Origin of the sequence: Janthinobacterium sp. 1_2014MBL_MicDiv (assembly GCF_001865675.1) — a bacterium.
In the GTDB taxonomy this organism is placed as follows: domain Bacteria; phylum Pseudomonadota; class Gammaproteobacteria; order Burkholderiales; family Burkholderiaceae_D; genus Janthinobacterium.
The window spans coordinates 3,278,964-3,304,943 of record NZ_CP011319.1; the positions used below are offsets into that span (position 1 = coordinate 3,278,964).

A 25,980-nucleotide genomic window follows, 5' to 3' on the forward strand; every position below is an offset into this window, starting at 1 on the left:
GTTTACCTGCGGCCAAGCGAATACCTATGATGAGAAAGCTTCGAATTTCCACAAGACGCGACTTGTCCGTATAACGCGGACATTCTTCGAAAAAATCGAGACAGGAGCAGCGAATAACGGCGATCAACTCGTTATACATACTGGATCGTGGAAAGAAACGAATGCTGGATATTCTTAATATTCCTCTCAATCCATCCTTGCCGCATGTAATTTTCACTCCGAAAAGTAGAGGCTTTATATGTCAAAGGAAGTGATTTTGTTAAGCAATCCTTCGAATTTTGCTGTCGTGCAATTGCCAGAAAGAAATTTTCCTGGTGTAGTCGTACAAGGCGATACGTTGAATTCTTTAGTTTCCAGTTTGAAAGAAATGAGTCTATTGCTAGAGGCACACGATTTCGAGAATCTGGCTGCGGGATTGGCAGATATGGAGGAACAGCTCGGTGATGCACTCATTAAATATGAGAAAATTTGTCGAGAGAGAGAAATTGAACTACCGTACAGCCCTGCTCAATGAAGTTTTTACTATCATGCCGCCTAGGATGTACTGAAGAGTCTTGGCATCGAGTAGTAAGGATAATACGAGTAATGAGGGTGCTGATAAGGTATCGGCAAACACGGGGCCGACGATTGGGCAAAGGCTTTCTAATCTGTGGGAAAAAGCGAGTCGGTCGTTCGGGCTCTTTGATGGCTTTATACCGAGTCGAGCTTCCTTCGAGAGCGGAGCTTCGCAACCCCGGCCCGCGCCCTACGGCCGCTGCGCTGTGTAAACCTCGATTTCCACTTTCACGCTAGCCACCAGCTTTTGCGCAGATTCGACGCTAACGAACCTATTTGCGGGTCGTCGCGCACCCCGTTTGAAGCACACACATGACGCACGCGAAACGTGCCCTGTTTCTCATGCGCAAGCGATTGAATTGACAGGGGAAAGTGGTACTTACATGTTCCCCTTGGCTGTGCACAAAATTGATGCGGATGGACAAGACGGATCGGGCCGTATTTTGCTCCCCTTCCTCTCATGAAGTCTGACTGCGACGGAGTTACTTATTCAATACAGTTCCCCTCATCGTTTGAGGGGAACTTTGCAGCTGAATTTGATATGTCGTCAAATACCATTGGCCGCGTGCGCTCCCCTCCCCTCCCTCATTGAGCGCATCGACAAAATGTACCAGTCCATGGGTGTCAAGTGCATCAAGCATGATCTGGGTCTGTCCTGTCGCTTGTTCATGTGAGAGCGCTATTATAGCGACTTCGTTCGAATCGGCCTGTTCTATGGTGGAGAAGACGCGAGTCCATGGATAACGCAATGCTGCAATGATCTTTTCCTGCTCTTTCTGGCGCCGCTGCGTTTCCGGGTCACTTTTGGCCAGCTGCTTCTGCGCGGCCTGGCGCCGCTCATGGAGCCTCTGTTCCAGTTGGGCGACTCGTTGCCTATCGCGTAACGCCACTTTCCGCAAGGCGATCGATTCGGCCAGCAGCATAGTCCCCCAGCCAAGCGCGCAGCCCATGCAAAACAAAGCCAGCCAAGGAATGGGGCGACGCCGGATGAATTCGAGCCGCAGCCTCATGCTGCCACCTGGGTAGGTGCCTGGAACAACAAGTCGCGGAAATCGGCATACAGGATCGGTTGCAGGTAATCGTCGCGCTGTAGCACTTTTTCAGCATGTAGCTGCGCCAGCGGCAGGATCTCGCCTGCCACCGCCAGGCGAATAGAATGCTGCGCTTTCTCATCCAACGAATATGCCATACGCCTGATTTCACGCTTGATGACATCGGCCTCTCGACGATGTACCATGGTACTCATCGCTTTCATCGTGTCATTCCTTTCAATCACAATCGTGAAAGCATCAGTTTCCACCATCATCAGTGCCCTGTCGCCGTCCGAGATAGGGGCCAGTGAGCCGGGCCGTTGTTGCATGGCATTCCATACGCCAACGACATACGGCCGCAATGACATTAGCCGCAAGCCGCGCTCTCTCGCCAACTGGCGTAGCCGCACTCCGATATCGGCGCGCAGTGCGCAGACCACCACCTTGCCACGCGCCGCCGGCAGATGGTCCAAGGTATATTCCCACTGCCCGGGACTCAAACCCAGTTGATGCTGCATCTGGGCCTGTGCGGCCAACTGCTCCTCTTGCTCATTCTGTAGGCCAGACGGTAGTTCGAGCATCATGAATTTGCTCAGCGCCGAACCGACATGCACGACCAGCGTCGCATACCGGCGCTTGCGCAACACTAAGTCCTCGAAAGTCAGACTATCAGGCAATCCAGCATTCCACTGCCAGCGCGCGAGCTCCTCGACGCGTCGCCAATGCCCCCACCCTGTTTGCCGGCGTACACGTACCTCACTGGCGGTCAGATACATATGGTAGGCATCAATCATGTTCCACCACCCGGTCGATTTCCTCGATGGTCGTAGCGCCGCATGCCACTAGATCAAGCGCTCGCACATTCAGCGGTCGTACGCCAAGTGATTGCGCATAGCGCTTGATTTCGGTGACGTCGGCACGGTTGAGTATCAGGGTGCGTAATTTATCGTCGAACGGTAGCACCTCTGCCAGCGCATGCCGCCCCTTGTATCCAGTGTTGCGGCAGTGATCGCAGCCGCGGCCTCGTGCCGGGGTTATCTGGCTCGGATTCAGATCGGTCACTTTCAACCGCTCGCTCAATTCCTGGCTGACCAACTCCGGTTCGCTGCAGGCAGGACAGTTCGAGCGAATTAGGCGCTGAGCTACCACGCCATTGAGCGCCGACATGAGGCTGTACAAATCGATATCCATGTGCGCAAAACGACTGATCACGTCAAACACGCTATTCGCATGCACCGTAGTAAACACCAGGTGACCGGTCAACGCAGCTTGCACGGCAATTTCTGCAGTTTCCGCGTCGCGGATCTCTCCGACCAGTATCTTGTCGGGGTCGTGACGCAAAATTGAACGCAAGCCTTGAGAAAAGGTCAGGCCCTTTTTTTCGTTGACAGGGATTTGCAACACCCCAGGCAATTCATACTCCACCGGATCTTCGATAGTGATAATTTTTTCCTGCCCGGTCTGAATCTCCGTCAGTGCCGCATATAACGTCGTTGTCTTGCCACTGCCAGTGGGGCCCGTCACCAGCAGCATGCCATGTGGTTTCTTGGCCAGGCGACGGATACGCTCGATGGCATCGGCGTCCAGTCCCAGACTGACCAGTGAAATGGCATGGGCATCTCCACGTAGTTGAGTTTTGTCGAGCAGCCGTACGACGGCGTCTTCGCCAAAAATGCTGGGCATAATGGAGACCCGAAAATCGAGCTCACGTGAACCTAGCTCGATACGGAAACGTCCATCCTGCGGCACACGGCGTTCGGCGATATCGAGCTGCGCCAGCACCTTGATGCGCGAGATGACTTCCTCCGCACGGACCCGGTCCGTCAATTCAGACGCCGGTACCAACACACCATCGAGACGTAGCTTGACCTTCACGCCGTTACGGTCGCACTCGAAATGGATGTCGCTGGCACCAGCTTTCCAGGCATCATAAATAGCGGCATCGACGAAGCGCACGATAGGGCTGGTGCTGCGTTCGATGGTTTCAATCGAAATCACGTTGCCTGCATGATCCTCGAAAGCGCTACGCTGTTCGGGTGCACCGCCGGACAGGCTGCTTGACGCCTTGATGCAATGCTGAGCCTGGTCCAGTGCGGCCAAGATATCTGTCTTATCGCCCCACGCCAGCACAGGGTAGCCTCCAGCTTTGTTGGCCAGCCATTGCAGCGTGTGGTCATCCCATGGATCTGCCACCACGAAACTATCGCCGTCCGCTAGGCGCAGTGGATAAATCACGCGCTTGACACAGTCTGTAAAGCTCAGCAGCGAGAAATTAGGAACGCAGGCCAGCATGGTGGCCTGGGGGTAGTATGCAATATCCAGTTGGGCAAGAGCTGCCGCGCCAATATCAGCCACCCCGCACCCCGCCAGGGCAGCAAGTTCCGTTGTCAGTGCCAGGCCGCTTTCACGCGCAAGCACGCGCGCTTGCGCCAGCAAGGTGTTTAACGGCGGCACGCAGGATAAAACAGAATCGCTGTGCATGTATCAAATTCCTCCAGCCAGATCGAATACCGGCATGTACATCAAAATAATAATCGCACCAATCATGATACCGACGGCCATCAGCAGGATCGGCTCCGCGACACGGGTAGCCCGATCAATGAATAAGGTGAATTCCTGCCGGTAAGTCTGCGCAATGATGTCCATAATGCGGGCCAGGTTGCCAGATCTCTCGCCGACCCGTAGCAGGCGTTCAGTCACACTGTCCGTCAAACCGTTCTCGGCAAAGGCTGTCGACAAGCGTTTACCATCCTGGATGACGCTCCGCGCACGCACAATTTGGTCCTGTAATTTTTTTTCAAAGGCCAAGTTTTGCGCCAGCGGTATTGCGTCGCTCAGCGTATAGCCGCCCTTGAGTAGCATGGACATGGTTTGATAGATGCGCGCCAGCTGGTACAGACGCAGGTAATACTGAACGAATTTGAAACGCCCTAGTGCGCGTAACAGGCAAATCTTCAGCTTGCCGTTGCGGTAACCAATCACCGCCAGCACGACCAGCCCCGCCAGTGCGGCCAGGATCAGGCCCAGATAATCACTGGAAATCTGCCCGATTTTCATCAGTATCACCGTCGAGAAACTCAGTTTCTGCGAAAAATCGTCATATACTTTGCCAAAACGGGGCACCACATATGAGATCATGAATAAACACACCAGCATGCCAAAACCGACCACCAGGCTGGGATAGATCGCGGCGCTAATTACCTTGCGGCCCAGATCCTGTCCCACCTTTTCATAAGCCACATACTCTTCCAACGCTTCATCGAGGCGGCTGGTGCGCTCGCTGGCACGGATGGATGCGATCAACAGCGGAGGGAATCCAAATCGGTTCAGTTCCAAGGCCGACGACAGTGGTTTGCCCTCCAAGAGCATCTGCCTGATCTCCAAAAGCACTGTATGCTTGGCATTGTCATTATCTTTGCTGCATAAGGTGTCGATGGCTTCTACTAACGACATACCGGAATACAACAGTGTCCGGAGCTCGTCGCAGAACAACACCGGATTGAAACTGCGGAGACCGGAAACGCCGCTCGTACGAACGCGGCGGCCCTGCGCGGCGACGGACAATACTGTGTATCCCTGCTGCTCCACCATCTGCGTCACGGCAGCCGCGTCCTCACCATCCACTGTGCATTCGGCGATGTCGCCGCTGACGGCGTGAAATGTGCGTATCTTAAATTGCATCAATGTTGAATCCATTCTGCGGAACAGCCGTTGGCGTACCGATGGTACCCATCATGGCGCCGCCACATAAACAAATTTCCAGTCGGTATAGTGGCCACCGGTCACCGGCGCGCTGCCCGACAGGAGCAACGGTTGCCGCCGCAAGGTTGCTTTTTCGCTCAAGCTGTATACGCCAGCGATGCCGCCATCAGCTGCCTTGACCACCCCCCACTCCGCTCCCTTGCCCACTGGATCCAGATAGATTTTGCGTAGATGACGCCGCACGCCGACAAAGCGCTTGTCCTCGACCAGGTCCTGCAGAGTGGGTGGATACGATTTCGCAGTTCCGGGCGCTTGCGCATAATAAGTCCCGATGGCGCGCACGTAGGCTTGGCCGATCTGGATTAACTCCTCTTCCCGTTCGCGCTGACTGGCGGCGCTCCACGCTTCACCGACAGCGGCTAGGCCGATGCCGAAGATTGCCAGCGCGAACAGCATGGCGACGTAGGTAAAACCGCCTTGGACTGCAGACACATCACCACGTGGCATATTCGCTCCCGTCGCGTGCGCGGCCTGTCGCACCGCTCCTGACATCAAACACGGCGCCCATATCCTTCTTTTCCGGCGCCACAATGATCCAGCTGTCGAGACGATCGGTGATCGGGTCAACCGGCATCTTGCGCAGGTAGTGGCGCGCCACGATTTCTTCGAGCGAATCGGGATAGTGGCCGTTGTCACCAAAGTACTTGTCGATCGCGTCACGCGTCTGCGCCAGGTTTTGCCGCAGCACCGATTCCTTCGCCTTGTCGACATTGCCGAAATAACGGGGCACCGACAGCGACAGCAACATGCCGATCAGCGCCATGACCACCAGCAGTTCAATGAGGGTAAAGCCGCGCCGCAGGATATGCTTTACCATAAACGATACGCGATGCCGTTCATACCCACCTTATCCGAAGTCGAATAGACGTCGAACACGTCCGCGCCCTCCTTCGGTTCTTCCGGCGGCGACTGATAGCTGCGCAAGCCCCATGACATTTCAGCCTTTACATCAGCCGGGGCAAACGGGTCTTTCGGAATCCGCCGCAGCAAATACATCGTTTGACCACCGGCCGCTCGATCCGGCACTCCCTGCACCAATACCGACAGCGAGGGTGGGTAGCCGCTATCTTGACCACCTTTAACGATACGCCCGGTATCGTAGGCCTGTTTGTAGCCGTCGATAGCGCGACGAATCTCCCAGAGTGATTGCTTCAGTTCACGTTCCTTGTTACGTGTTGCCGTCAACTCGACCAGCGGCATGGCGGCTGTGGCGAGGATACCCAGTACGGCCATCACCACCAGTAGTTCGACTGTGGTATAGCCTGCGCGCAGCGCATGATCAGACCTGTGCAGCTTAAGCATGGCCCGCATTCATTTCACCATCACGCGCAGCGACGCGGGTAATGTTTCGGCGTCGATTGGTGTCGAGGAAATCGCCTTGGCCGACAACACATGAATCTCGGTGGGGCCAGCGGCCAGGGCCTTGAACTTGAAGCTCATCATCGTCCCCTCCCCCTTGATTCCAGCGGCCCCGGTACGCAACACCGCCATCGTCACCATTCCTTTGGCCTGCTCTATCGACTTGCTCGCGCTAGCCGTGGCGCCATCCTGGGTAAAAAAGGCACCTTCATCCGCATCGATCACTTGCAGTGCCTGCGGCGAGAACTGCAGCTTCAACGGCATGCCGCGCAAGGCGGTTGCAGCCTTGACATTGACATGTACTGTAAACGTATCCCCGGCCTTCACTCCTTGCGGCCCCACCAGTGCCACGGCCACTCGCGGTGTGACTGCCGCAGGTGATCCGGCGTCGTGCTGCAACAGCGGCATCCCACCCGCCGGCGCACCCGAGGGGACGGGCAACAGCGCCGCCCCTGGTAAACCAGGGCCCGGAGGCATGCCTTTGGCGGAAACGGGCTTCTCCACTGCTGGCAGGGCCAAAGGCCGGCTGCGCAAATCGTTTTCAGTACCCGACCAAAACTCGGCCTGGTTCAGGTCCGGACGACGGATATTGCGCACGATGCGCGGCGTAATTGACAGTACGATCTCCGTACGCTGGCCATCGTCGCGCTGTGATGAGAACAAGCGCCCCACCACTGGTACGTCACCAATGCCAGGTACGCGGTTAGCACTCATGCGCTCTTCGTTACTGATCAAGCCCGCCAGCAACTGCGTTTCACCATCGCGCAGGCGCAGCACGGTACTGGCGGTACGCGTGCCGATCTGGTAGACCAGCGAGCCAGCGGCTGTCTTGATCTCACGCACCAGCGAGCTCACTTCCAGCCCCACCTTGATCGCCACTTCATCGTCCAGATAAATATTCGGTTCAACGTCGAGCTTCAGGCCAACATCGACGTATTGCACCGATTCGGCAATGTAGCCGTTATTGTTGGAACTGCCAGTTGTGGTCACCACCGGTAGCTTGTCGCCAATCAATATCTTGGCTTTTTCCCGGTTGCGCGCACGAATCTTGGGATTCGCCAGGATATTCACGTCGCCCACGTCGCGGTGCAGGTTGATGCGTACATCGGGCAAATTGATGCCGATGGAATCTCGGTTCAGGCTTTTCAAGTTACCCAGCGTGAAACCGTCCGAACCGGCAGGCGCAATTGGCGTCAGATTGAAACCGTCAGGATACTTGATGCCCAATTCTGTCAAGCTGGAGCGCTTGATCTCCAGCACCTCCACTTCCATCATGACTTCCGGTTCGGACAAGTCGTGTAGTGCGATCAGACGTTCGGCCAGGCGTATTGTCTCCGGTGTCTCGCGCACCATGATCAAGTTCAGCTTTTCGTCGATGAAAGGTTCGCGTATCTTCAGCATGGTTTTCAGCAGTAAGGCAGTCTGCTTGACGTCCGCACTGGACAGATAGAAAGCACGGATCACCAGATCTTGATATTCTTTAGCCTTTTCTGGTGTCTTCGGGTAAATGAGCACAGTGGCCGAATCGAGCACCTTATAGGTCAGCTGGCTGGTCGATGTCAATAATTCCAGTGCATCGTCGATACGTGTCTGGCGCAGGAACACCGTAGCACGCAAATCCTGGCGCACGTCCTTGTCGAGCACAAAATTGATGCCACTATTGCGCGTCAGGGCTTCAAGCACCATGCGCAGATTGCCATCACGAAAGTCAAGGGAAATGGGACGCGACTCCGCCAAGCGTGCCACGCTCAGTTCTGACTGTTTGCTGGCCAGTTCCAGTTGCCGCTGCAGGCCGAGCAATTCAGTATTTTTGGGTGTGTCTTTCAGAGCCGCCTCGATCACCAGCGTGGCGCGCTCGCGCAGGCCTTTTTCAATCAGCTCGCGGGCGCTTGCCACGGCGGCTTTTTGTCGGGCATCTCGTTCAATTTCTAGCAGCATCGCCCTGGTACGGTCATCATTGGGCTGTATCGCCAACGCACGCTGCAGGATTTCCTGCGCCTGCGCCTCATTGCCGCGTGCACGCGCCGCAGTCGCAGCCGTCAACAGGCGCGCCAGGATGGTATCGCGCGCGGCGAGCTGCCCCGTGCGCAGGATGACGCTTTCCGGATCGTTTTGTAAGGCTGTATCGTAGGCCTGCAATGCTTCCTCATACTTACCGGCGCCTATCTGGCGCTGCGCACCATCGCGTATGTATTGCGTGCCGCATCCCGCCAGCAGGACGACGCTGCATACCGCGCCGGCCCAACCCAAATAATTTCCCTTGTCACGCAATGCCCTACTCCCTGTTATGCATAATCGTCCTGCCAGCGCCATACCATTTAATGGGCGGTCTGCACGGCGATCACTATTTTTTCTTTCATTGGCACATACGTCACCACAATCTGCGTCTCTGTCACGGTATCGATGCGGTATGTATTATCCAGCAACTGACCAGCCTGGATGGGAATAAGTGTGTCGCTGCGCGTTAAATAAGTGACCGTCTTGCCATTGACGTCGACCATGCGCCCAAAATACTGATAGGGGAACGCAGGAGCGCTCGGTTTTGGCGCGGGGGCAGCTGGCGGTGGGGGCAAGGCTTTCGGTGCTGGTGGCTGAAAACTGACGAAACGGAACAGATCCGTCGTTGATTCCACCAATGGGTCGCGCTCTAGCAGCCCTTCAGGTTCGCTGCTAGCAAGCAGCTTCCCGACCTCTGGCACTGTAGGGGGCACTGCCTGGCGACGCGGCTCACCGCGCTCGGCCGAACCAACCACCTCATCCTGGTCGCGCCATGCAGTCGAAGCGCACAAGATTAGTGTCAGTAACGCAGCTGCCCACAGCACCTGCCGTCGTTTTGGCGCTGCCACCATTGACATCGCCATCAAGCCGGCTTCCTGTAAAAATACGTGAACCGCAGATCGATGTCGGCCACGATATCGGTGGGCCGCGCGCGTCGCAGTGACAGTGATTCCAGTGCCAGGCCGGGATGCGCGGCCAGTAAGGTGGCGACGGTTTTCTTTAGCGGCAAGTACCCACCTTTGGCGCGGGCGCTGACCTCAATGCGTCCAATGTCCGTGCGGGCTTCACCGTCGGCAGCAGGTTTAAAGGTGGCATCAGACATCAGCAAACCATTTCGCATGGCCAGCGACTGCAGATCGGCGGTCACCTGTGACAGGCTATCGAAGCTCGCCAATTGCGTCGACAGATTTTGCGGCGAGGCGGCTGCAATAGCAGCATGTGCTTGCAACTGCGTTTCCAAAAGCTGCACCTTGTCAGCAACGATCGTGTTGTTCTCGCGTTGCGCTGGCAACGCCAAGAAAAACAGCCAGACCGAACCGCACAGTACGGCACCGGCTACCAGCCATGGCCAGTGGCGGCGTATGACAAAGCGCAAGCTCAAACGACTCTCAGAAAATGGCATAAGAACTTGAAAAGTATACAATACTAATTTTTAATTCGTGAAAAAAGCATTCAGAATCATCGCGATAAGAATGCATGCAAAAAAGATGAAGAAATCGCTAAAAATGAGATTTCTAAGTGTTGTGTTGTGTCCTAAGCTTTCAAAGTATCCTTAATTTCATTATCTTGACCATCTCATCTGCTCATTATTTCACCTCTGGGTTTTTTAATCCATAACTTGCTGAGTCATATCCAACGCTCAGTGGGGTAAAACCGAATCCACCGCAGTGGCGCCGCGATAAGAATCGGATGAGGGCGACGGCCGCTGTCGTTGGGACATGATAGCTCTCCAAAAAAGAAAGGCACCATGGCCCCGTACGGGGACCGCGATGCCCCGCACACGAGAAGATATGCCTGCCTATCGTCGAAAACCGATAGTCAAGCGCAAGAAGGCCCACCATTCCTAAGAACAGGGTCCCAATCTGAGAAGTAGTGAATGAACGGTACTTCCATGACGCCAACGATCCTCTGCTTGCGCAAATCAGCCTGATAAGTGACCAGGCAAAGATCGGTTGCCGAAGCAACGTGTCGAGGTCCTACTCGACAGGTAAATGACGGGCGACGACCGCAACGCTCACCACGCGAGTGGCAAAACCCTGCCAGAAACCCGCGATGGGTGAGGCAGGGGCAACGTGAGAGCGATTCTCACAGAAAGCATTCCTACTTTGTACAAAACAGTGAAATCTTCAAGCAAGCGGAAGCGGCAAGTTCACCGAATTCTGGCTAGCTAATACACTCCGATTCATTTGTAGGACAACACGAGTGCAGCAGGCCTTGCATCAAAGCGACGTTGTTGATGGGCCCGCCAATCAGGATCAATGCTCGTAACCAGCTGGTCCACGTCGCTCACCAGGTCCGGTTTTGGGCACTCCAGAAGACTGGCCACGATGATTGCACTATCAGCCAAACCATAACCGTATTTTTGCAGCAGCAATGCTGGCAGTTCCGGTGTCTCGGCGCCTCGAGCCACCTCATATTTTCGACTCTCTGTATAGAGATACAACTCACTACGAAGAAGCAGAAGGAAATTATCTAAATCAAACATGATATTTCTCCTATGTCTCGAATGAAAACACGGCGAAAAAAAATAGGCCAACTGAGCTGCAACAGGCACCTTGTTATGTCAAGGTTACCTTTCACATAATATGACATAAAAGATTGACCGATTCACATTCGTGTGTGCCTTACTGTCGGCACCGTCAACAGGTGCGATGAAATCAATTCCCTTGCGGATACAAATCGTCCTCCATGGGCCCCAGGCCCCTGAAACGCTCATGAACCAATCGATTAAAACAGCGCATGAATTCCCCGCCATCGTCACAACTTGCAATCACATGCTTTTCCAGGCGCCCACATCGCGAAACGCGGCGCGTGTCAGCAATCACGCATGATGCGTGACTAAAATTGCATAAAACAAACGGCCGTCCCTCCACCGGCGCATCATAATAGGCTTGTGCTGCGAGATGGGCATCGGCCACCTCAATACCCTTGCACCCGCTTTTCTCGATCACCGTATAGGTTGATCCGGCTGTCCGACATGCTCGTAACAATTGACGGCTCTCCGCATTCAACTCCATCCCTCCTCCCCCGCGCGCCTTCCGAGCACCAGTCGTACAAGACTAGCGCCGCTGACCAACACTACTTTGCTTTTAGTCAAATGGGTATACACGGCCGCGCCGCTGCGTCCAGTATGCAAAAATAGTCCCGCGCCGAAACCAAGATGACGAATGGCCTCGCCAAAGGCTGCCACATGGTGATGATTCACATGGCCGCCGTAGCGCTTCGACTGCACCGCATACCAACCCTGTCCAGGCAGCCACACCTTGCCGTCAATCCCACCATCACCAGAATACCTCTGGTTACGCAGCACCATTAGCCCGGCGTCCTCCAGAGCGGAAAGCACCACCTCTTCGAACACCAGAGGATCGACACTGCGCAGATAGGCCAGGCACCGCGCGGCATATCCCTCTCCCTCGAACTGCCGCACAGCCCGCAACACTGCGCGCGATTGACCAACACGCCTGCGATGCTCAGGCAGCCGGCGCATGCGTATAGCATTGAACAGCTGCGACGCACAGCGCACCAGCATGCCGCTCACACCCCGCGACCGGGCCAGCACAACTTCGTAGCGCTCGCGCGGCGGACGCGATCCGCGTGGACCGCCAGGTCTTCTTTCTGCGCTTCTCTCACCTCCACCATCGCTGACCATTGCGCGCTGGCCCAAGCGCGCATGCGAATCTCCCGACGACCAACGCTGCCAATGTCCCCGTTTCATGATGCCGCTCCCATTGATTCCGCTTCGCTACTGTGCCGGCCCACCGGCGAACCCAGATATGCATTGCTGATCTGCCTTCGATGGTGGCCCAGCTGTTCGGCTACCTGCCGATAAGCGTCCGCCATGACCTCACGATCGATCAACAGCTCGCCGCCACGTACAGGCGGCTGCACCTGCGTAATGTCAAAGTACAGATCACCGGCGAACTGGTGCCGCAAGCCGTGTGGCGTCACACCCAGGTCATTCTTGGTCAACCCGACTGCACGCACCACATTCGAAAACAGGTCCAGCGATTGTTTCAAGGACAGCCCAGGATGCCCGATATGCCCCCAGTCCTGCCGGGCGAGACAACGCGCCCGCGCCAGTGCTTGCCGCTGCTGAGGCGTGCGCACGGCCGCATAGCGCAGCCGGCCGCCCTTCGTCCCGCGCTTGATGCGCAAAAAACTGATGTAATGATCGGATCGCGGATGCTGCGCCGGCAAGGCATACGCCGGTATTTCGGCGGCGCGCGGGCAAAACATCACGGCCTCCTTGCGGCGCAGGCCAAAAGCGATCATCATCGCCAGTTGCCCTCCCACGTGACTGTCCACCGCATCGACGGCCGCGATGACCTCATCGACAGCAAGTCCGTGACTCTCCCACCCCTTGTCGATAAGCGCACCATATGAACGGTGTACCAAACGTGGATCGCTCACATAGTTCACGGCACTGCGCACCAGGCCCGGCTTACCAATCCAGCTGGCAAACACCCGGATAAAACTCATTTGCTGCTGAATGTAAGCCGCGCTGCAGGGATATGCGCGGCGCGGTATCGTCGTCGGCATATCGAGCAACACATCCGCCGGTAACGGCTGCGCCGTCCAATACGCCATCAACGCACGCACGTGCCGTTCCGCCAGGTTTTCTGGTACTGGCTTGAATCCCAGTTTGCGCAGCAAAGCAAAGATCCGGTACAAACCCTGGCTGCGCGCCTCTCTGGTGCTATGCGAAACCCCTTTTCCTACGCTGGCATGCCGTTCATTAAATGCGTCCAGCAACGTATCAAGCTGCTCCCTCCATTGCGTGTTATGAGGCATGACTTCTCCCTCCCGATACTCAGGATTGTCGAATTGGCATGCTGCACTGTCTGGCGCGCATGCCCCCGGTGTGGCCTTCAACTGGCATCGGCGCCTGGCCTGCTGCGCCGACGAGGGAGATGTGTTCTATGTATTCCAACGCGCTGCCCCTATCTCAGCGTCGATGGCGGACTCTCTATTTGCCCGAAGGCGCGGTGTCTTAAAAATGCTCATGCGAATAACCAGCGAATTTCTCCTTCTGTGTTAGTCCCCGCGTCTTGCGCGAGCAGTGCGGCGCTTGCGCCACAAAGACATTTAGGTGCCCCGGCCACTCTCAATTGAACCAGGACCTTGCCCCCTCTTCCCTCACGGTCATCCCATCAGCCCTACCACCAGGCCGCTTCGTGATTGCGCACTAACCAGGTTGATCGAAGCTTCTTCGGCAACGTCACAACAAGGCACCGCGATAGGCTCTTCGTACAGCAGGAAGATTGAATAGGTGATAAATCACTCTCCTGCGGTTCGCGGCCGCAGGCGATACATCGACACTACCAGGATCGTAAATTAGCGACGGAGCGCCGCAAGGCCCTCTCCGATTTGACAAGCGTCTCTTGACGAGAAATCACGCGCGAGCAGTTACCCCCGCAGGGGCAGCCCGACATACTTCTTCACTTTTATACCACTCAGTTCGACCGCAGGGCGCGGCCGAGCAACTTCGCTTCGATAGACAGGTTACGACTGCAACGGCATACCACGCTTGCCAGCGCCACATTCGGAACGCGATGTTCCTGGAAGTGGGTCCAGACAGTCGTCACAGAATATGATCAGTTTTTTCGAATGTCAAGCCGATTTTCAGCGTTGAAAATTTGTGATTGAGGTCGAATTTATTTGGTAACTGCGTCTGGCGAAGATTTCTCCCTATGAAGAACGCCGCGTGGCGATTCCTCTGATTGTAAATGGTTTTGAACATGGAAACGGACTGAGCCAAGTACACAGATGAGCGACCAAAATACGTCCGCGGTGCGGCGCAACTCCAGCGCAGAAGCGAGGCGATTGTCCGCCAGCATGCGCCAATATAGCTGCGCCGCAGCGCAACTCCAGTTGAGCCCCAGCACGTCCGGATTGGTACTCGCGACGAACTCGGGCAAAAAAGCGGGCCATTTCCCATGGTGTAGGTGCTGGTCCACTATTACTGTGGATCACTTGCAGCAGACAGGAGGACGAAGTGGAACCGATCGTACGGGCCGTGGACGTTGGCCGGGGAAATACCAAATTCATTGCAACGGCCAGTGCTGGTGATGTGCGCTGCGCGATGTTCCCGTCGCAGGCCCACCCATGTGAAACGGTCTATGAACAGGAAAGCTGGGGAATGAAACGCCGTACCGTCTGCGTCCCGGTCGATAATCTGCATTACGAGGTCGGCCCAGACGCGCACCTGGCTTCCGACATCTTCAATGCCAATGTGCTGCAGCACGACAGCTACAGTGCCACGCCTGAATATCTGGCTTTGCTACTGGGTGCACTGCATTACATGCGTCTGGACCGGATCGATCTCCTGGTACTTGGCCTGCCCGTGGCCACGTATAAGCTCAAGAAGCAGGTGGCGGCGCTGGAACGCCGCGTGACCGGTGAGCACATCCTGGCGGAAGGCAGAAAAATCACGGTCGCGCATGTAAAAGCGATTGCGCAACCATCGGGGGCCTTGATGTACTGCGGGCTGACTCATGGGCGCCTTGCCCAGATGCGCAAGGAGCGAAATCTAATCATCGATCCAGGTCGTCGGACGTTTGACTGGCTTGTGACGCAAGGTATGCAACAAATTGAAAAACGCAGCCACTCGGTACCGCGCGGCATGTTTGACGTGCTCCACTCAATCATCGAAGGCATCAGCCGAGCCACCGGATCGCACTACCGGGAATACGACGCGATCGATCTGGCGCTGAGAACAGGAAAAAAGCCGATCATCTTTCAAAAAGAATATGACATTGCCCAACACCTGCCGCTCGCGCAGAAAATTCCGGAGCAGGCAGTCGCCGAGATGCTGCACTACGTGGGCGACGCTGCCGACATCAAGAATATTATTCTGGTCGGCGGTGGCGCCTTCTTCTATCGCAAAGCACTGAAAACCGCATTCCCGCATCACGAGCTGCAGGAACTGAAGGATCCGATCTTTGCGAACGTCAAAGGTTTTCAGTTTGCCGGCAGCGAGCTAGCCAAGCAGGCCAATGCTTCACCTTCTCGGACAGATGGCACAGATCAGCTAAACATGACGACCTAAACCATGGGCACACCTCTTACCATCCGCTTGAGTGTAGAACTGGAACGCGCGGACAACCCTCCCCTGTATGACGATCTCATCAAATTCCCAAAGGGCCCACGCCGCGTGAATCGCCTACGCACACTGGCCTATGCCGGACTGGTAGTACAGCAATGCGGACAAACCCCATCAGTCATGGAGGCACAGTGGTCCGCTAAGCCAGGTACTGCACCAAACACGCCGGGGCAGGATGCCCTCATCACCCTGGCATCAATGGAGCTTTTTGGCCCGTCAAGAATCGAATAGGAGCCGAACATGGAAAACGAAGAGCTACCTCGTATCAGTGCTAGCCAACTTGCCGAAATGGGGTACTGCGAACGCAAGATCGTTCTGGTCGACAGGTTTGGCCCACGCTGTTCTCCCGAGCGCGAACAGGCACGAGCCTACGGGGAGCTGCAACATATGAAATTCTTCATCGAAACGTTGGAAGTGAATACCGTGCCGTTAGCGGCCACAAGTTTGCGAGAACAGTCGTCCATCCAAGCCAATGCATCGTCTATACCCACTATCAGACGCCAAATATGGCTGTACAAGATGCTACTAAGATGGCGATCGGCGATGCATAAGACGAGCCGCCAGGTAGCGAGATCTGTCAGAGCGAGGTTTATAAAATTATGCGATCGACTGTACCGATCGCAACAGAAACAAGTGGAGATGAGGCGTCGTCGCCGTCTTCACCTTGTCTCACGTTCCCCCGAAAAAAAATGAGCATGTCGATTTTTCTATCGGCACTTCTGCATATTGGTGAGGTATTTCTGCTGCTCTGTCTGGTACGGGGAGTAAGAAGACATGCGATGTGTCGAACGCGCCCCTGCTGGTTCCCGGAGGAACTGCGGTACGCCAGCCTTGCTTATGCAGAACAAACCTTTACGCTTGACGCCCCCATCAAACTCATCGCACGTATCGATCGAGCCTATCGCTACAAAGGAAAACTCACGTTGATGGAGTACAAGATCCGTCGTGTTGAGCGTGTGTTCATGTCAGATGTGATCGAACTCTCTGTCCAAAAGATGATTCTGGAATTGGCAGGCCGAGCCATGGTGAACGATCATGGCTTTGTCGTTGTTGAACACCCTGAGATACCCAGGCGCAGAGCCATCAGGGTTTTTTTACTCAACCACAAACAGATCATCGAGCTTTATCACCACAGAATGGCTTTATTGAGGCAAACGATTTCAGCCGACCACGCGGAGTCGACATCGCGGTGTCGCCGATGCGAGTTCTTGAAGGAATGCAAAAAATATCCTGAAAGTACGCCGTAAACCATATGTTGCTCAGCGAGTACCCTCTGTGAGTATCTAATCCAGTTGACACGCGCATGCGCATTTGCACTTTGGGTTTTGTTGGCACCGAGAAGTAAATAGAGGCAATGTCATTGCATTATCCGTCCCCTTATACAGCCAAAATTCATGTTCTCACGCAAAGTCACTTGTCATATCGAGAGTTAAGATAAAGCCAATCATCTTCTGAAAGTGAAAAATGAGAATGCTGTATTCGCGGGTGTTTATCATCCTGACATCGGGATGCGCAGCCAGCGGGGATCACACATTGGATAATTTGGTTGGTCAGAACAGCTTTACTATCGCCGAACGCTACGGGACGCCTAGCAACTATCGACTTGAGGATGAGCTGTTGCAGCTCAACTATGGGAGCGAGGCTGTTGGCTGCCGGGTCATGATGTTGGTGGACCCAGCGCAACGGGTCGTGGGTTCGATCAGCACTGGTGCAAGGTGTGCGGAACTGTCTGGCAGACAGACCATCCCCTGATGCTTCCTGTCATTGGTATTGCTGACGCACGGTTTCAGTCGTATTGGATGGGATATCCTGTCTATCCTTCAAAGTTCGTAATGATTCTCATTTCGGTTATAGTGCGTGCAGTTTCTATTTACCAACCTTGCGCGCCACTCATCGATGACTACTATTCCCTCTACCGCCCATCCCCTCGTTACCAGCCGCTTGATTCTCGCCGGCCTGCTCATTACCAGCGTGACACCGCAAGCCATCGCCCAGGCCAGGTCCGAAGCGCCTGCCACGCTGGCCACCGTGATCGTCACCGGCCAGGCCGAAGCGGATGCAGGTGGACAAATTGCCAAGAGCGCGCGCGCCGGCATGTTGGGCGAAAAAGACTTGCTCGACACGCCGTTCAGCGTCAACAGCTATACCAGCCAGCGCATGCTGGACCAGCAGGCGCTGACCCTGGCCGAGGTGCTGGGCGGCGACCCGTCCACTCGCTTCACGGGTCAGATCGGCGGCGTCACGGATTCCTTCTTCATCCGCGGCTTTCCCCTCAACGAGGGCAATCTAAGCGAAGTGGCCTTCGACGGCGTGTATGGCGTCTCGCCCAACTACCATTTATTTACGGAATATCTGCAGAGCGTGGAAGTGCTCAAGGGGCCGGCTGCCCTGCTCTACGGCATGTCGCCGAATGGCGGCGTCGGCGGCGTCGTCAACGCCATACCGAAACGCTCGCTGCCGCGCGACCTGACACGCCTGACCGTCGATGTCGGTTCCAGCGCCCAGCTGGGAGCCGCCATCGACATCAGCCGCCGCTTCGGCGAGGAACGGCGCTTCGGCATCCGCTTCAATGGCTTGCACCGCCAGGGCAAGACGCCGCTCGACCACCAGACCTCACGCGCAGAAGTGGCGGCCGTCGCCCTCGACTACCAGGGCCAGCGCCTGCGCGCCTCGTTCGACCTGATCGAGCAATACCAGTGGATCGACGCGCCCACGCGCCCCTTCCTCGTCGCCGCGCGCCTGCCCGTGCCAGAGGCGCCCGATGGCCGGCGCAACATCGCCCAGTCCTGGGGCTGGTGGAAGTCCAACGACCTGGCCACCCTGGGCAAGATCGAATACGACCTAAACGACAGCGTCACGGTGTTTGCTGACGCGGGCGGCACGCGCTCCGACGTGTCGCGCTATTCGGACCAGACGCCGACCATCACCAGCGCGGCGGGCGACATGACGGTCACGCCCATGAACTGGAAATTCCGCGTACGCCGCGCCAGCGCCGACACGGGCCTGCGTGCGCGCTTTCGCACGGGCGGCATCGAGCATGCACTGGTCGTGATGGGCAATGTCTACCAGGACGAATTTGGCAGCGTGAGCAATTCCGGCAAACTTATTTCTTCGAACATCTACCATCCCGTGGCTGTGCCCGATCCCGGCATTGCCGCGCCGGCCCGCGCGCCGAAACTGTCCGCCTCCACGCTTTCCAGCCTGGCCGTGGCCGACACCCTGGACATGCTGGACCAGCGCGTACAGCTGACCCTGGGCGTTCGCCGCCAGCTGGTCGAATCGAAAAACTACCACGCCACCACAGGCGCGCTCACCGCCCACTACAAGCAGGGGGCATTGACGCCGCTGGCAGGCATCGTCGTCAAACCGCTGCGCAATGTATCGCTGTACGCGAACTATATCGAGGGCTTGAGCAAGGGCGATATCGCGCCGAACATCGCCGACAACGCGGGCCAGGTTTTCGCGCCCTACAAGAGCAAGCAATATGAAGTAGGCACCAAGGCCGACCTTGGCGTGGTGTTGGCGACCCTCGCCGTGTTCCAGGTCAGCAAACCCAGCGGCCAGCTGTATGGCAAGGTGTACAGCATGGACAGCGAACAGCGTAACCGCGGCCTGGAACTGAACCTGTCCGGTGCCGCCAGCAAGACCGTGCGCCTGCTGGCCGGCATCACCTTGCTCGACGGGCGCCTGGTGAAGACCAACAACGCCGCCACCATGGGCAAACGCCCCGTCGGCGTGCCCACGTCCATGGCCAACCTGGGCGGCGAGTGGGATTTGCCATACTGGCCTGGCCTGACGGCCACGGGCGCCATCAGCTACACCAGCAAACAATTTGTCGACCAGGCGAACTTGCAATCGGTGCCATCCTGGACCAAGGTGGACCTGGGCCTACGCTACCGCACAGCCATCGCTGGCAAGGCGACGATCTTGCGCGGCGGCGTGATGAACGTGCTCGACCGTCATTACTGGGCCGGCGTGGCCTCGTACGGCACCATTTCGCAGTCGGCGCCACGCACGCTGCAACTGTCGGCCGCCGTGGATTTTTAAGGCACGGCGCGGCCAAGCATCGCTCGGCATGGAACGCGTCGCGCCGGAACTCCAGCGGGCACCCTCCTCTTGGCTATATTGTGCAGCGACATTTTCGGCGACATGATCACACACCGTGGCGGCAATCTCATGGGGCTGGACACATTCGACCTCGCCAGCCGCTACGGCACGCCCGCCCATCCAGCTCACCAAGCGCTTCGTACGAGCCGCGGAGGATCGGCGCTGTGTAACCTGGCCATGCCGAGTTGCTCAACAATACTAGTTTCGTCCCACCATCCGAACTCTACAATTTTGACAACGCAAGAAATTCATGGACCTTGCAGTTTTTGACGTCCTCAGCATATACTGTGTTTATATACAGTAGTTTTGAGAATAATCAACAACCTCTCGCCAGACGCCATGCTTTCACCTTCCCTTCAACGTACCAGCTCTGCCACACTGGCCAATAGCGCCCTATTGCGTGACGTCTGGCGGGCAAGTGAACTGAGCCGAGGCACAACCAGTACGGTTACTACCGGTCACAGCATCTTGGATGGTGAGCTTCCTGGCAACGGTTGGCCGCTATCGACCTTCACGGAGTTACTAGTTCAGCAAGCGGGTATCGGGGAAATGCACTTGTTGCGGCCAGTGCTGGCACAACTGTCGCAACATCGCCGGATCGCCCTGGTGCAGCCGCCGTACTTGCCCAACTCCGCCGCCTGCAAATTCATGGACCTGAGCTGCCCGAACCTGCTCTGGATACGCGCCCCCAGCACCGCCGATGCTCTCTGGTCCACCGAGCAGATCCTGCGCAACGGCAGTTGCGGTGCGGTGCTGTTATGGCAAAGCAATATGCGCGACGAAGCACTGCGGCGCCTCAATCTGGCGGCGCAGACAACCGAAACGTTCTTCTGGCTGGTCCGGCCGATGAGCGCAGCGGCCGATGCCTCACCGGCGCCATTGCGCCTGGCGTTACGCCCCGCCGCCGGTGGCATTTCCACTCACATCATTAAACGGCGTGGCCCACATCATGAGGCGCCACTCTTTATCCCGTTGGCTGACATGCCGGCACGTCAACGATTTTTGGACGATCAAAATGCGGTTCTGGTTCAGCGTACACCTCCCACTGTTGCCTCTCGAATGCCTCAGGCCGCGCTGGTGTGAACCGGGGCCGTATGCGGTGATCGAGAAGGGCCGCATACTCACGGTCTCGCAACAAGCCTATGCCGAAGGGGTACGTGTCGGCATGCGCCCTGGCGGCGTGGCGGCCGTCTCACCGGATACCGTCATCCTGGAACGCAATCTTGAGCGTGAATTGATCACCAGCAATGCCATCGCACTCGCCCTCCTCCAGTTCACCCCGGAAGTGGCGCATGCGGGCGACTTCTGCCTGCTGCTGGACGTGACCGCCAGCTTGCGCCTATTTAACGGGCGAACCGCCATCAGCCGGCGTATTCGCGCTGCCCTGCAAGCGCTTGGGGTGACGGCGCAGCTCGGCACGGCACCAACGGCCATGGGGGCCTGGCTGCTGTCGCGCTGGCAACCGGCCAAACGCCAGATCATTCTGCGGCGCACGGTGCACATGCGTTCACTGGAGCGCCAGCTCGACCGCATGCCCTGCGCCTATCTGCCCAGCACGGCGAACCACCTGGAATGGCTAACAGACATTGGTGCAGATCATCTGGCGGCGCTACGGCGCCTGCCCCGCCCCGGCATCCAGCGCAGGATGAACAAGCAGGTGCTCGATGAGCTCGACCGCGCCTATGGGCTCGCTCCTGAACTGTTTGGATGGATCGCCATCCCCGAGACCTTCTCGGCCCACATCGAAACCTTTGACCGGATCGACCACGCCGATGCCCTGCTGGACGGCGCGACTGGCCTGCTACAACAATTTGTCGGCTGGCTGGTCGCACGCCAGCAGGCTGTGAGCGTTTTTGTTCTGCTGCTAGAGCACGAACGCGGCAAGACTGCGATCCCGCCTACGCCAATCGAGATCGGATTGGCGGAGCCGACCTGGCGCGAGGCGCACCTGATACGGTTGCTGAAAGAACGCCTGGCGCGCACGGAACTGGTTGCCCCGGTCATCGCCCTGCGCCTGGAAGCGCGCCTGCTCACCGCGATGGCGCCGCCGACACAAGACCTGTTTCCCGAGCCTGGCGGCAATCCCGCCGACTACAAGCGCCTGCTGGAATTACTCAGTGCCCGTCTTGGCAGTGACAACGTCCTCTCCCCTGTCGAGCATCACGACCATCGGCCGGAGGAAAGCAATGCCTGGGCTGCCGCCACAGGGAAACACAAGGCGGCCAACACCAAGGATGAGGCTTTTGAGCGCCCGTTCTGGCTGCTACCTAAACCTATCCCGCTGCTGCTGCGCGGCGAGCGTCCCTTCTATGGTTCCCCCCTCAAAATGATCAAGGGGCCGGAACGCATTGAGGCCGGCTGGTGGAACGATCAAATCGCAGCCCGCGACTATTACATCGCTCAAGGAAGCGATGCAACCTGCTACTGGATTTACCTGGAGCGTGTCGTGGACGGCCGCTGGTACCTGCACGGGATGTTCGGCTGATCATGGATCAGCCGCCAGTTTCCACGCTGCCAGACTATGCCGAGCTGCAGTGCATGAGCCATTACTCCTTTCTGCACGGCGCCTCTCCGCCCGACCAGCTGGTGGCACGCGCGGCTCAGCTGGGATACCAGGCCATCACCATGGCTGACGAATGTTCCCTGGCCGGCGTGGTCAAGGCGCATGTGGCGGCGAGGGAGTGGAACATCCACCTCATCATTGGCAGCCAGATGAGGGTGACACCGGAGGACGGCACCCCATCCTTCACTGTGCTGATCCTGGCCATGGACCGCGACGGCTATGGCAACTTGAGCGAACTCATTACCGCTGCGCGCACGCGCGCCGACAAGGGAAGTTACCTGGTGTGGCCACGCGACATTGCCAACCCCACCGCCCCTCTCGCCCACTTAAAAGGGCTGCCGGGCTGCCAGCTCATCCTGTGCCCCAAATATAACGCCCCCTATGAAGAGATCGAGCGGCAAGCCGAATGGCTGGTGCGTAGCGCACCGGGGCGCGCGCGCGTCGCATTGACGTTGCACCACCGGGCCCAGGATGACCGGCACCGCGCCATGGTCGAAGCCATCGGCGCCGAATTCAGCCTGCCGGTAGTGGCCACGGGCGACGTCGTCATGCACCTGCGCTCAATGAAAATCATCCAGGACACCATGACCGCGATTCGTCTGAATACGCCGGTGGCGCAGTGCGGCTATCAGCTTGCGTCGAATGCCGAAGCGCATCTGCGCTCGCGCCTACGGCTGGGCAACCTATATCCGCGCGACGCCCTGGATGAAACCCTGCGCGTGGCGCAGCGCTGCACTTTTTCGCTCGATGAGCTGCGCTATGAATATCCAGGCGAAATTGTGCCAGAGGGACAGACCCCGGCCAGCTACCTGCGCGAGCAGGCGTATATCGGGGCGCACTGGCGCTACCCGCACGCCATTCCGGACAACGTGCAGGCCCAGCTGGAATATGAGCTGGAACTCATTGGCGACATGCACTATGAACCCTATTTTCTGACGGTATTCGACATCGTGCGCTTCGCCCGCTCGCAAAAAATCCTCTGCCAGGGGCGCGGATCGGCGGCCAATTCGGCCGTGTGCTACTGCCTCGGCATCACCGAAGTCGATCCCTCGCGCGGCACCCTCCTTTTCGAGCGCTTTATCTCGCGCGAGCGCGATGAGCCGCCCGACATCGATGTCGACTTCGAGCACCAGCGCCGCGAGGAGGTGATTCAATACATCTATCGCAAGTATGGCCGCATGCGGGCCGCTTTAACGGCCGTCGTCATTTCCTACCGCCCGCGCAGTGTCTTGCGCGATGTGGGGCGCGCGCTTGGCGTGGATTTATCGGTGGTCGACAAGGTGGCCAAAGCCTCGCATAGCTGGGGTGGGCGGGCCGATCTTCAGCAGCGCCTTATTACCTGCGGACTCGATCCGCACTCCCCCATCGCCGAGAAGTGGGCGGCAATTGCCGAGCGCCTGATGCGTTTTCCACGTCATCTTTCCCAGCACCCGGGCGGCTTCGTCATTTCGCGCGGTCCCCTCTCCCGCCTGGTACCCATTGAAAACGCCGCCATGCCCGAGCGCACCGTGATTCAATGGGATAAGGATGACATCGATGAACTGGGTCTTTTAAAAATCGACATCCTGGCGCTGGGCATGCTGTCGTGTATCGCCCGCGCACTGGCTTTGATCTCGGAGCAGCGTGGCGAACGTTTTGAATTGGGCGATATCCCCCACGAGGATGCCGCCACTTACCAGATGATCTCTCAAGCGGACACCATCGGCGTGTTTCAGATCGAATCGCGGGCGCAGATGTCCATGCTGCCGCGCATGCAGCCGCGCGAGTTCTATGACCTGGTCATCGAGGTAGCCATCATCCGGCCAGGCCCCATCCAGGGCGGCATGATCAATCCGTATTTGCGCCGGCGCCAGGGCCTGGAGGCAGTGACGTATCCCAGCCCCGAGATCGAGGCGGTGCTGCGGCGCACGCTCGGGGTGCCGATCTTCCAGGAGCAAGTCATGTCGATCGCCATGACGGCGGCGGGTTTTACGGCCGGTGAAGCAGACCGCCTGCGCCGCGCCATGGCCGCCTGGAAAAGAAAAGGTGGCCTGGAGCAGTTCGAAGACCAGCTCATGAGCGGCATGGCCGAGCGGGGCTACAGCATCGAGTTTGCCACCTCCATTGTTGGGCAGATACGCGGTTTTGCCGAATATGGTTTTCCAGAATCCCACGCGCACAGCTTTGCCCTGCTGGCCTACGCCAGCAGCTGGCTGAAATGCCATCATCCCGCCGAGTTCCTGGCCGCCCTGCTCAATAGCCAGCCCATGGGTTTTTATAGCCGCTCGTCCCTGGTGCAGGATGCGCGCCGGCATGACGTCGAGGTAAGACCCGTCGATGTCTGTACGAGCGGATGGGAAGCATCCCTGGAGCCGATGGCGGACGGCAGACTGGCGGTACGCCTTGGTCTCAATAATATCAACGGGATGGTGAAAGAGGCGGCCTGGCGCATCGAGGAAGCCCGCGCTGCAGCCCCCTTCAAAAACACGCGCGATGTTGCCATGCGCGCGCAACTAGACGCGGGGGATATGAAGGCGCTGGCGTCGGCCAATGCCCTGGTAACGCTGACAGGAAACCGGCGCATGGCCATGTGGGATGCCGCGGCAAGCGTGCCGGAGCGGGATTTGATGCGCGCGACGACCATTGCCGAACCCGTGCTGGAGCTGGTGCCGCCGACGGAAGCCGATGACATCGTGGCGGACTACCGGCATGTCGGCCTGACACTGGGCCGCCATCCGCTCTCTCTCCTGCGCGAGCGCCTCAATAAAATGCGCTTTGTGCCGTCGGATATCCTGAACACCTTCAGCGATGGCCAGCTGGCCAGGGGCTGCGGCATCGTCACGGTAAGACAGCGGCCTGAGACAGCCAAGGGGGTGATCTTCCTCACCTTGGAAGATGAGTTTGGCACCATCAACATCATCGTCTGGCCCACGCTGGTGGAAAAGCAGCGCGCTGAACTGATGAATGCATCGCTCTTGGGGGTGTACGGCATCTGGCAATCGAAGAGCGGCGTGCGCAACCTGATTGCCAAGCGGCTGGTGGATTGCTCGCATCTGCTCGGTCAGCTTGACACGAAGAGCCGGAATTTTCATTAGAGAAGCATCCGGCCCACTTCCAACATTAACTCGCTACGATCAGGCTTCGTCAACTATTTTAGATGTCGGGCCATTGGTTTTGCAGGAGGCAATGCCATTGTCTCGCCCCGCAGACGATGCATACATTTGGCTGTTGCCAATGATCTCGCCGTTGCCAGCTTTAAGAACGAAGTATGGTTGATCGGCTTTCGACGTCAATCGAACATACCGGTCATCGCTAGGGCTGTTGCGTTGGCAGGACGCTATGCCAGTCTGCGCCGCTTGCTTGGTCGTATAGGACTCGCTGGTGAGTATTATCTCGTGATTGTCCGCTTTCAGACTGAAGTGATAGTTCCCTGCGTTCTTCTTCAAATGATAATAACCTGGCATGCGATACTCCTTTGAATTGGCTGGAAATTTCAATTTATCGTATAAAACTCGGATATTTTC

At 57.4% G+C, this 25,980-nt stretch carries 22 protein-coding genes; 7 read left to right on the top strand and 15 right to left on the bottom strand.

Annotation, left to right across the window (positions count from 1 at the left end; genetic code table 11):
- The first annotated feature begins 238 nt into the window (after positions 1–238).
- Positions 239–514, top strand: coding sequence for a DUF6959 family protein (locus YQ44_RS28915; protein WP_071323935.1), 276 nt, complete (start codon positions 239–241; stop codon positions 512–514).
- Between the two features lie 523 nt (positions 515–1,037).
- Here the strand turns inward: YQ44_RS28915 and YQ44_RS14190 are convergent.
- The 14 genes from YQ44_RS14190 to YQ44_RS14250 form a co-directional block, all read right to left on the bottom strand.
- Complete coding sequence (locus YQ44_RS14190) at positions 1,038–1,565, bottom strand: hypothetical protein (RefSeq protein WP_071323936.1); 528 nt, start codon at positions 1,563–1,565, stop codon at positions 1,038–1,040.
- Positions 1,562–2,380 carry a hypothetical protein gene (locus YQ44_RS14195; protein ID WP_071323937.1) on the bottom strand — a complete coding sequence of 273 codons (819 nt, stop codon included), beginning with the start codon at positions 2,378–2,380 and terminating at the stop codon, positions 1,562–1,564. The genes YQ44_RS14190 and YQ44_RS14195 overlap by 4 nt, the downstream gene beginning before the upstream one ends.
- On the bottom strand, positions 2,373–4,067 hold the full coding sequence (locus YQ44_RS14200) for a GspE/PulE family protein (protein ID WP_071323938.1): 1,695 nt from the start codon (positions 4,065–4,067) through the stop codon (positions 2,373–2,375). Before YQ44_RS14200 ends, YQ44_RS14195 begins: the two co-directional genes overlap by 8 nt.
- Positions 4,068–4,070: 3 nt before the next feature.
- On the bottom strand, positions 4,071–5,267 hold the full coding sequence (locus tag YQ44_RS14205; protein WP_071323939.1) for a type II secretion system F family protein: 1,197 nt from the start codon (positions 5,265–5,267) through the stop codon (positions 4,071–4,073).
- Positions 5,268–5,318: 51 nt separating this feature from the next.
- A complete protein-coding gene (locus YQ44_RS14210; protein ID WP_071323940.1) occupies positions 5,319–5,795 on the bottom strand; it encodes a type II secretion system protein in 477 nt (158 codons plus the stop codon).
- The gene (locus YQ44_RS14215; protein WP_071323941.1) at positions 5,782–6,165 is read right to left on the bottom strand and encodes a type II secretion system protein; all 384 of its coding nucleotides are present in this window, start codon (positions 6,163–6,165) and stop codon (positions 5,782–5,784) included. The genes YQ44_RS14210 and YQ44_RS14215 overlap by 14 nt, the downstream gene beginning before the upstream one ends.
- Positions 6,159–6,650 (bottom strand): type II secretion system protein, encoded by a 492-nt coding sequence (locus YQ44_RS14220; RefSeq protein WP_071323942.1) that lies wholly within the window; start codon positions 6,648–6,650, stop codon positions 6,159–6,161. The genes YQ44_RS14215 and YQ44_RS14220 overlap by 7 nt, the downstream gene beginning before the upstream one ends.
- Positions 6,651–6,659: 9 nt before the next feature.
- Entirely contained in the window at positions 6,660–8,978 is a 2,319-nt protein-coding gene (locus tag YQ44_RS14225) for a cohesin domain-containing protein (protein ID WP_198043674.1), read from the bottom strand.
- A gap of 47 nt (positions 8,979–9,025) precedes the next feature.
- Entirely contained in the window at positions 9,026–9,571 is a 546-nt protein-coding gene (locus YQ44_RS28920) for a hypothetical protein (protein ID WP_156894841.1), read from the bottom strand.
- Positions 9,568–10,086 carry a hypothetical protein gene (locus YQ44_RS14235; RefSeq protein WP_071323945.1) on the bottom strand — a complete coding sequence of 173 codons (519 nt, stop codon included), beginning with the start codon at positions 10,084–10,086 and terminating at the stop codon, positions 9,568–9,570. Before YQ44_RS14235 ends, YQ44_RS28920 begins: the two co-directional genes overlap by 4 nt.
- An 801-nt stretch (positions 10,087–10,887) precedes the next feature.
- Positions 10,888–11,190: a hypothetical protein gene (locus tag YQ44_RS28925; RefSeq protein ID WP_156894842.1), complete on the bottom strand. Its 303-nt coding sequence runs from the start codon at positions 11,188–11,190 to the stop codon at positions 10,888–10,890.
- A 172-nt stretch (positions 11,191–11,362) separates the two neighbouring features.
- Entirely contained in the window at positions 11,363–11,722 is a 360-nt protein-coding gene (locus YQ44_RS28930; protein ID WP_156894843.1) for a hypothetical protein, read from the bottom strand.
- On the bottom strand, positions 11,713–12,234 hold the full coding sequence (locus tag YQ44_RS14245; RefSeq protein WP_232251310.1) for a restriction endonuclease: 522 nt from the start codon (positions 12,232–12,234) through the stop codon (positions 11,713–11,715). The genes YQ44_RS28930 and YQ44_RS14245 overlap by 10 nt, the downstream gene beginning before the upstream one ends.
- Before the next feature lie 182 nt (positions 12,235–12,416).
- Positions 12,417–13,496, bottom strand: a complete 1,080-nt coding sequence (locus YQ44_RS14250) for an integrase domain-containing protein (protein WP_071323948.1) — start codon at positions 13,494–13,496, stop codon at positions 12,417–12,419.
- A 1,204-nt stretch (positions 13,497–14,700) separates the two neighbouring features.
- On the opposite strand from YQ44_RS14250, the gene YQ44_RS14255 reads away from it, so the two are divergent.
- From YQ44_RS14255 to YQ44_RS14285, 6 genes are all read left to right on the top strand, one after another.
- The gene (locus YQ44_RS14255; protein WP_071323949.1) at positions 14,701–15,753 is read left to right on the top strand and encodes a PRTRC system protein D; all 1,053 of its coding nucleotides are present in this window, start codon (positions 14,701–14,703) and stop codon (positions 15,751–15,753) included.
- Between the two features lie 743 nt (positions 15,754–16,496).
- Positions 16,497–17,054, top strand: coding sequence for a hypothetical protein (locus YQ44_RS14260; RefSeq protein ID WP_156894844.1), 558 nt, complete (start codon positions 16,497–16,499; stop codon positions 17,052–17,054).
- A gap of 649 nt (positions 17,055–17,703) precedes the next feature.
- A complete protein-coding gene (locus tag YQ44_RS14270; RefSeq protein WP_083411846.1) occupies positions 17,704–19,854 on the top strand; it encodes a TonB-dependent receptor in 2,151 nt (716 codons plus the stop codon).
- A gap of 399 nt (positions 19,855–20,253) precedes the next feature.
- Positions 20,254–20,997 carry a translesion DNA synthesis-associated protein ImuA gene (imuA, locus tag YQ44_RS14275; RefSeq protein WP_071323953.1) on the top strand — a complete coding sequence of 248 codons (744 nt, stop codon included), beginning with the start codon at positions 20,254–20,256 and terminating at the stop codon, positions 20,995–20,997.
- A gap of 16 nt (positions 20,998–21,013) precedes the next feature.
- A complete protein-coding gene (locus YQ44_RS14280; RefSeq protein WP_335589220.1) occupies positions 21,014–22,399 on the top strand; it encodes a Y-family DNA polymerase in 1,386 nt (461 codons plus the stop codon).
- Positions 22,400–22,401: 2 nt separating this feature from the next.
- Positions 22,402–25,551: an error-prone DNA polymerase gene (locus tag YQ44_RS14285; protein WP_071323955.1), complete on the top strand. Its 3,150-nt coding sequence runs from the start codon at positions 22,402–22,404 to the stop codon at positions 25,549–25,551.
- A 39-nt stretch (positions 25,552–25,590) separates the two neighbouring features.
- On the opposite strand, the gene YQ44_RS14290 is transcribed toward YQ44_RS14285, so the two are convergent.
- Entirely contained in the window at positions 25,591–25,920 is a 330-nt protein-coding gene (locus YQ44_RS14290; protein WP_071323956.1) for a YegP family protein, read from the bottom strand.
- Positions 25,921–25,980 lie beyond the last annotated feature (60 nt).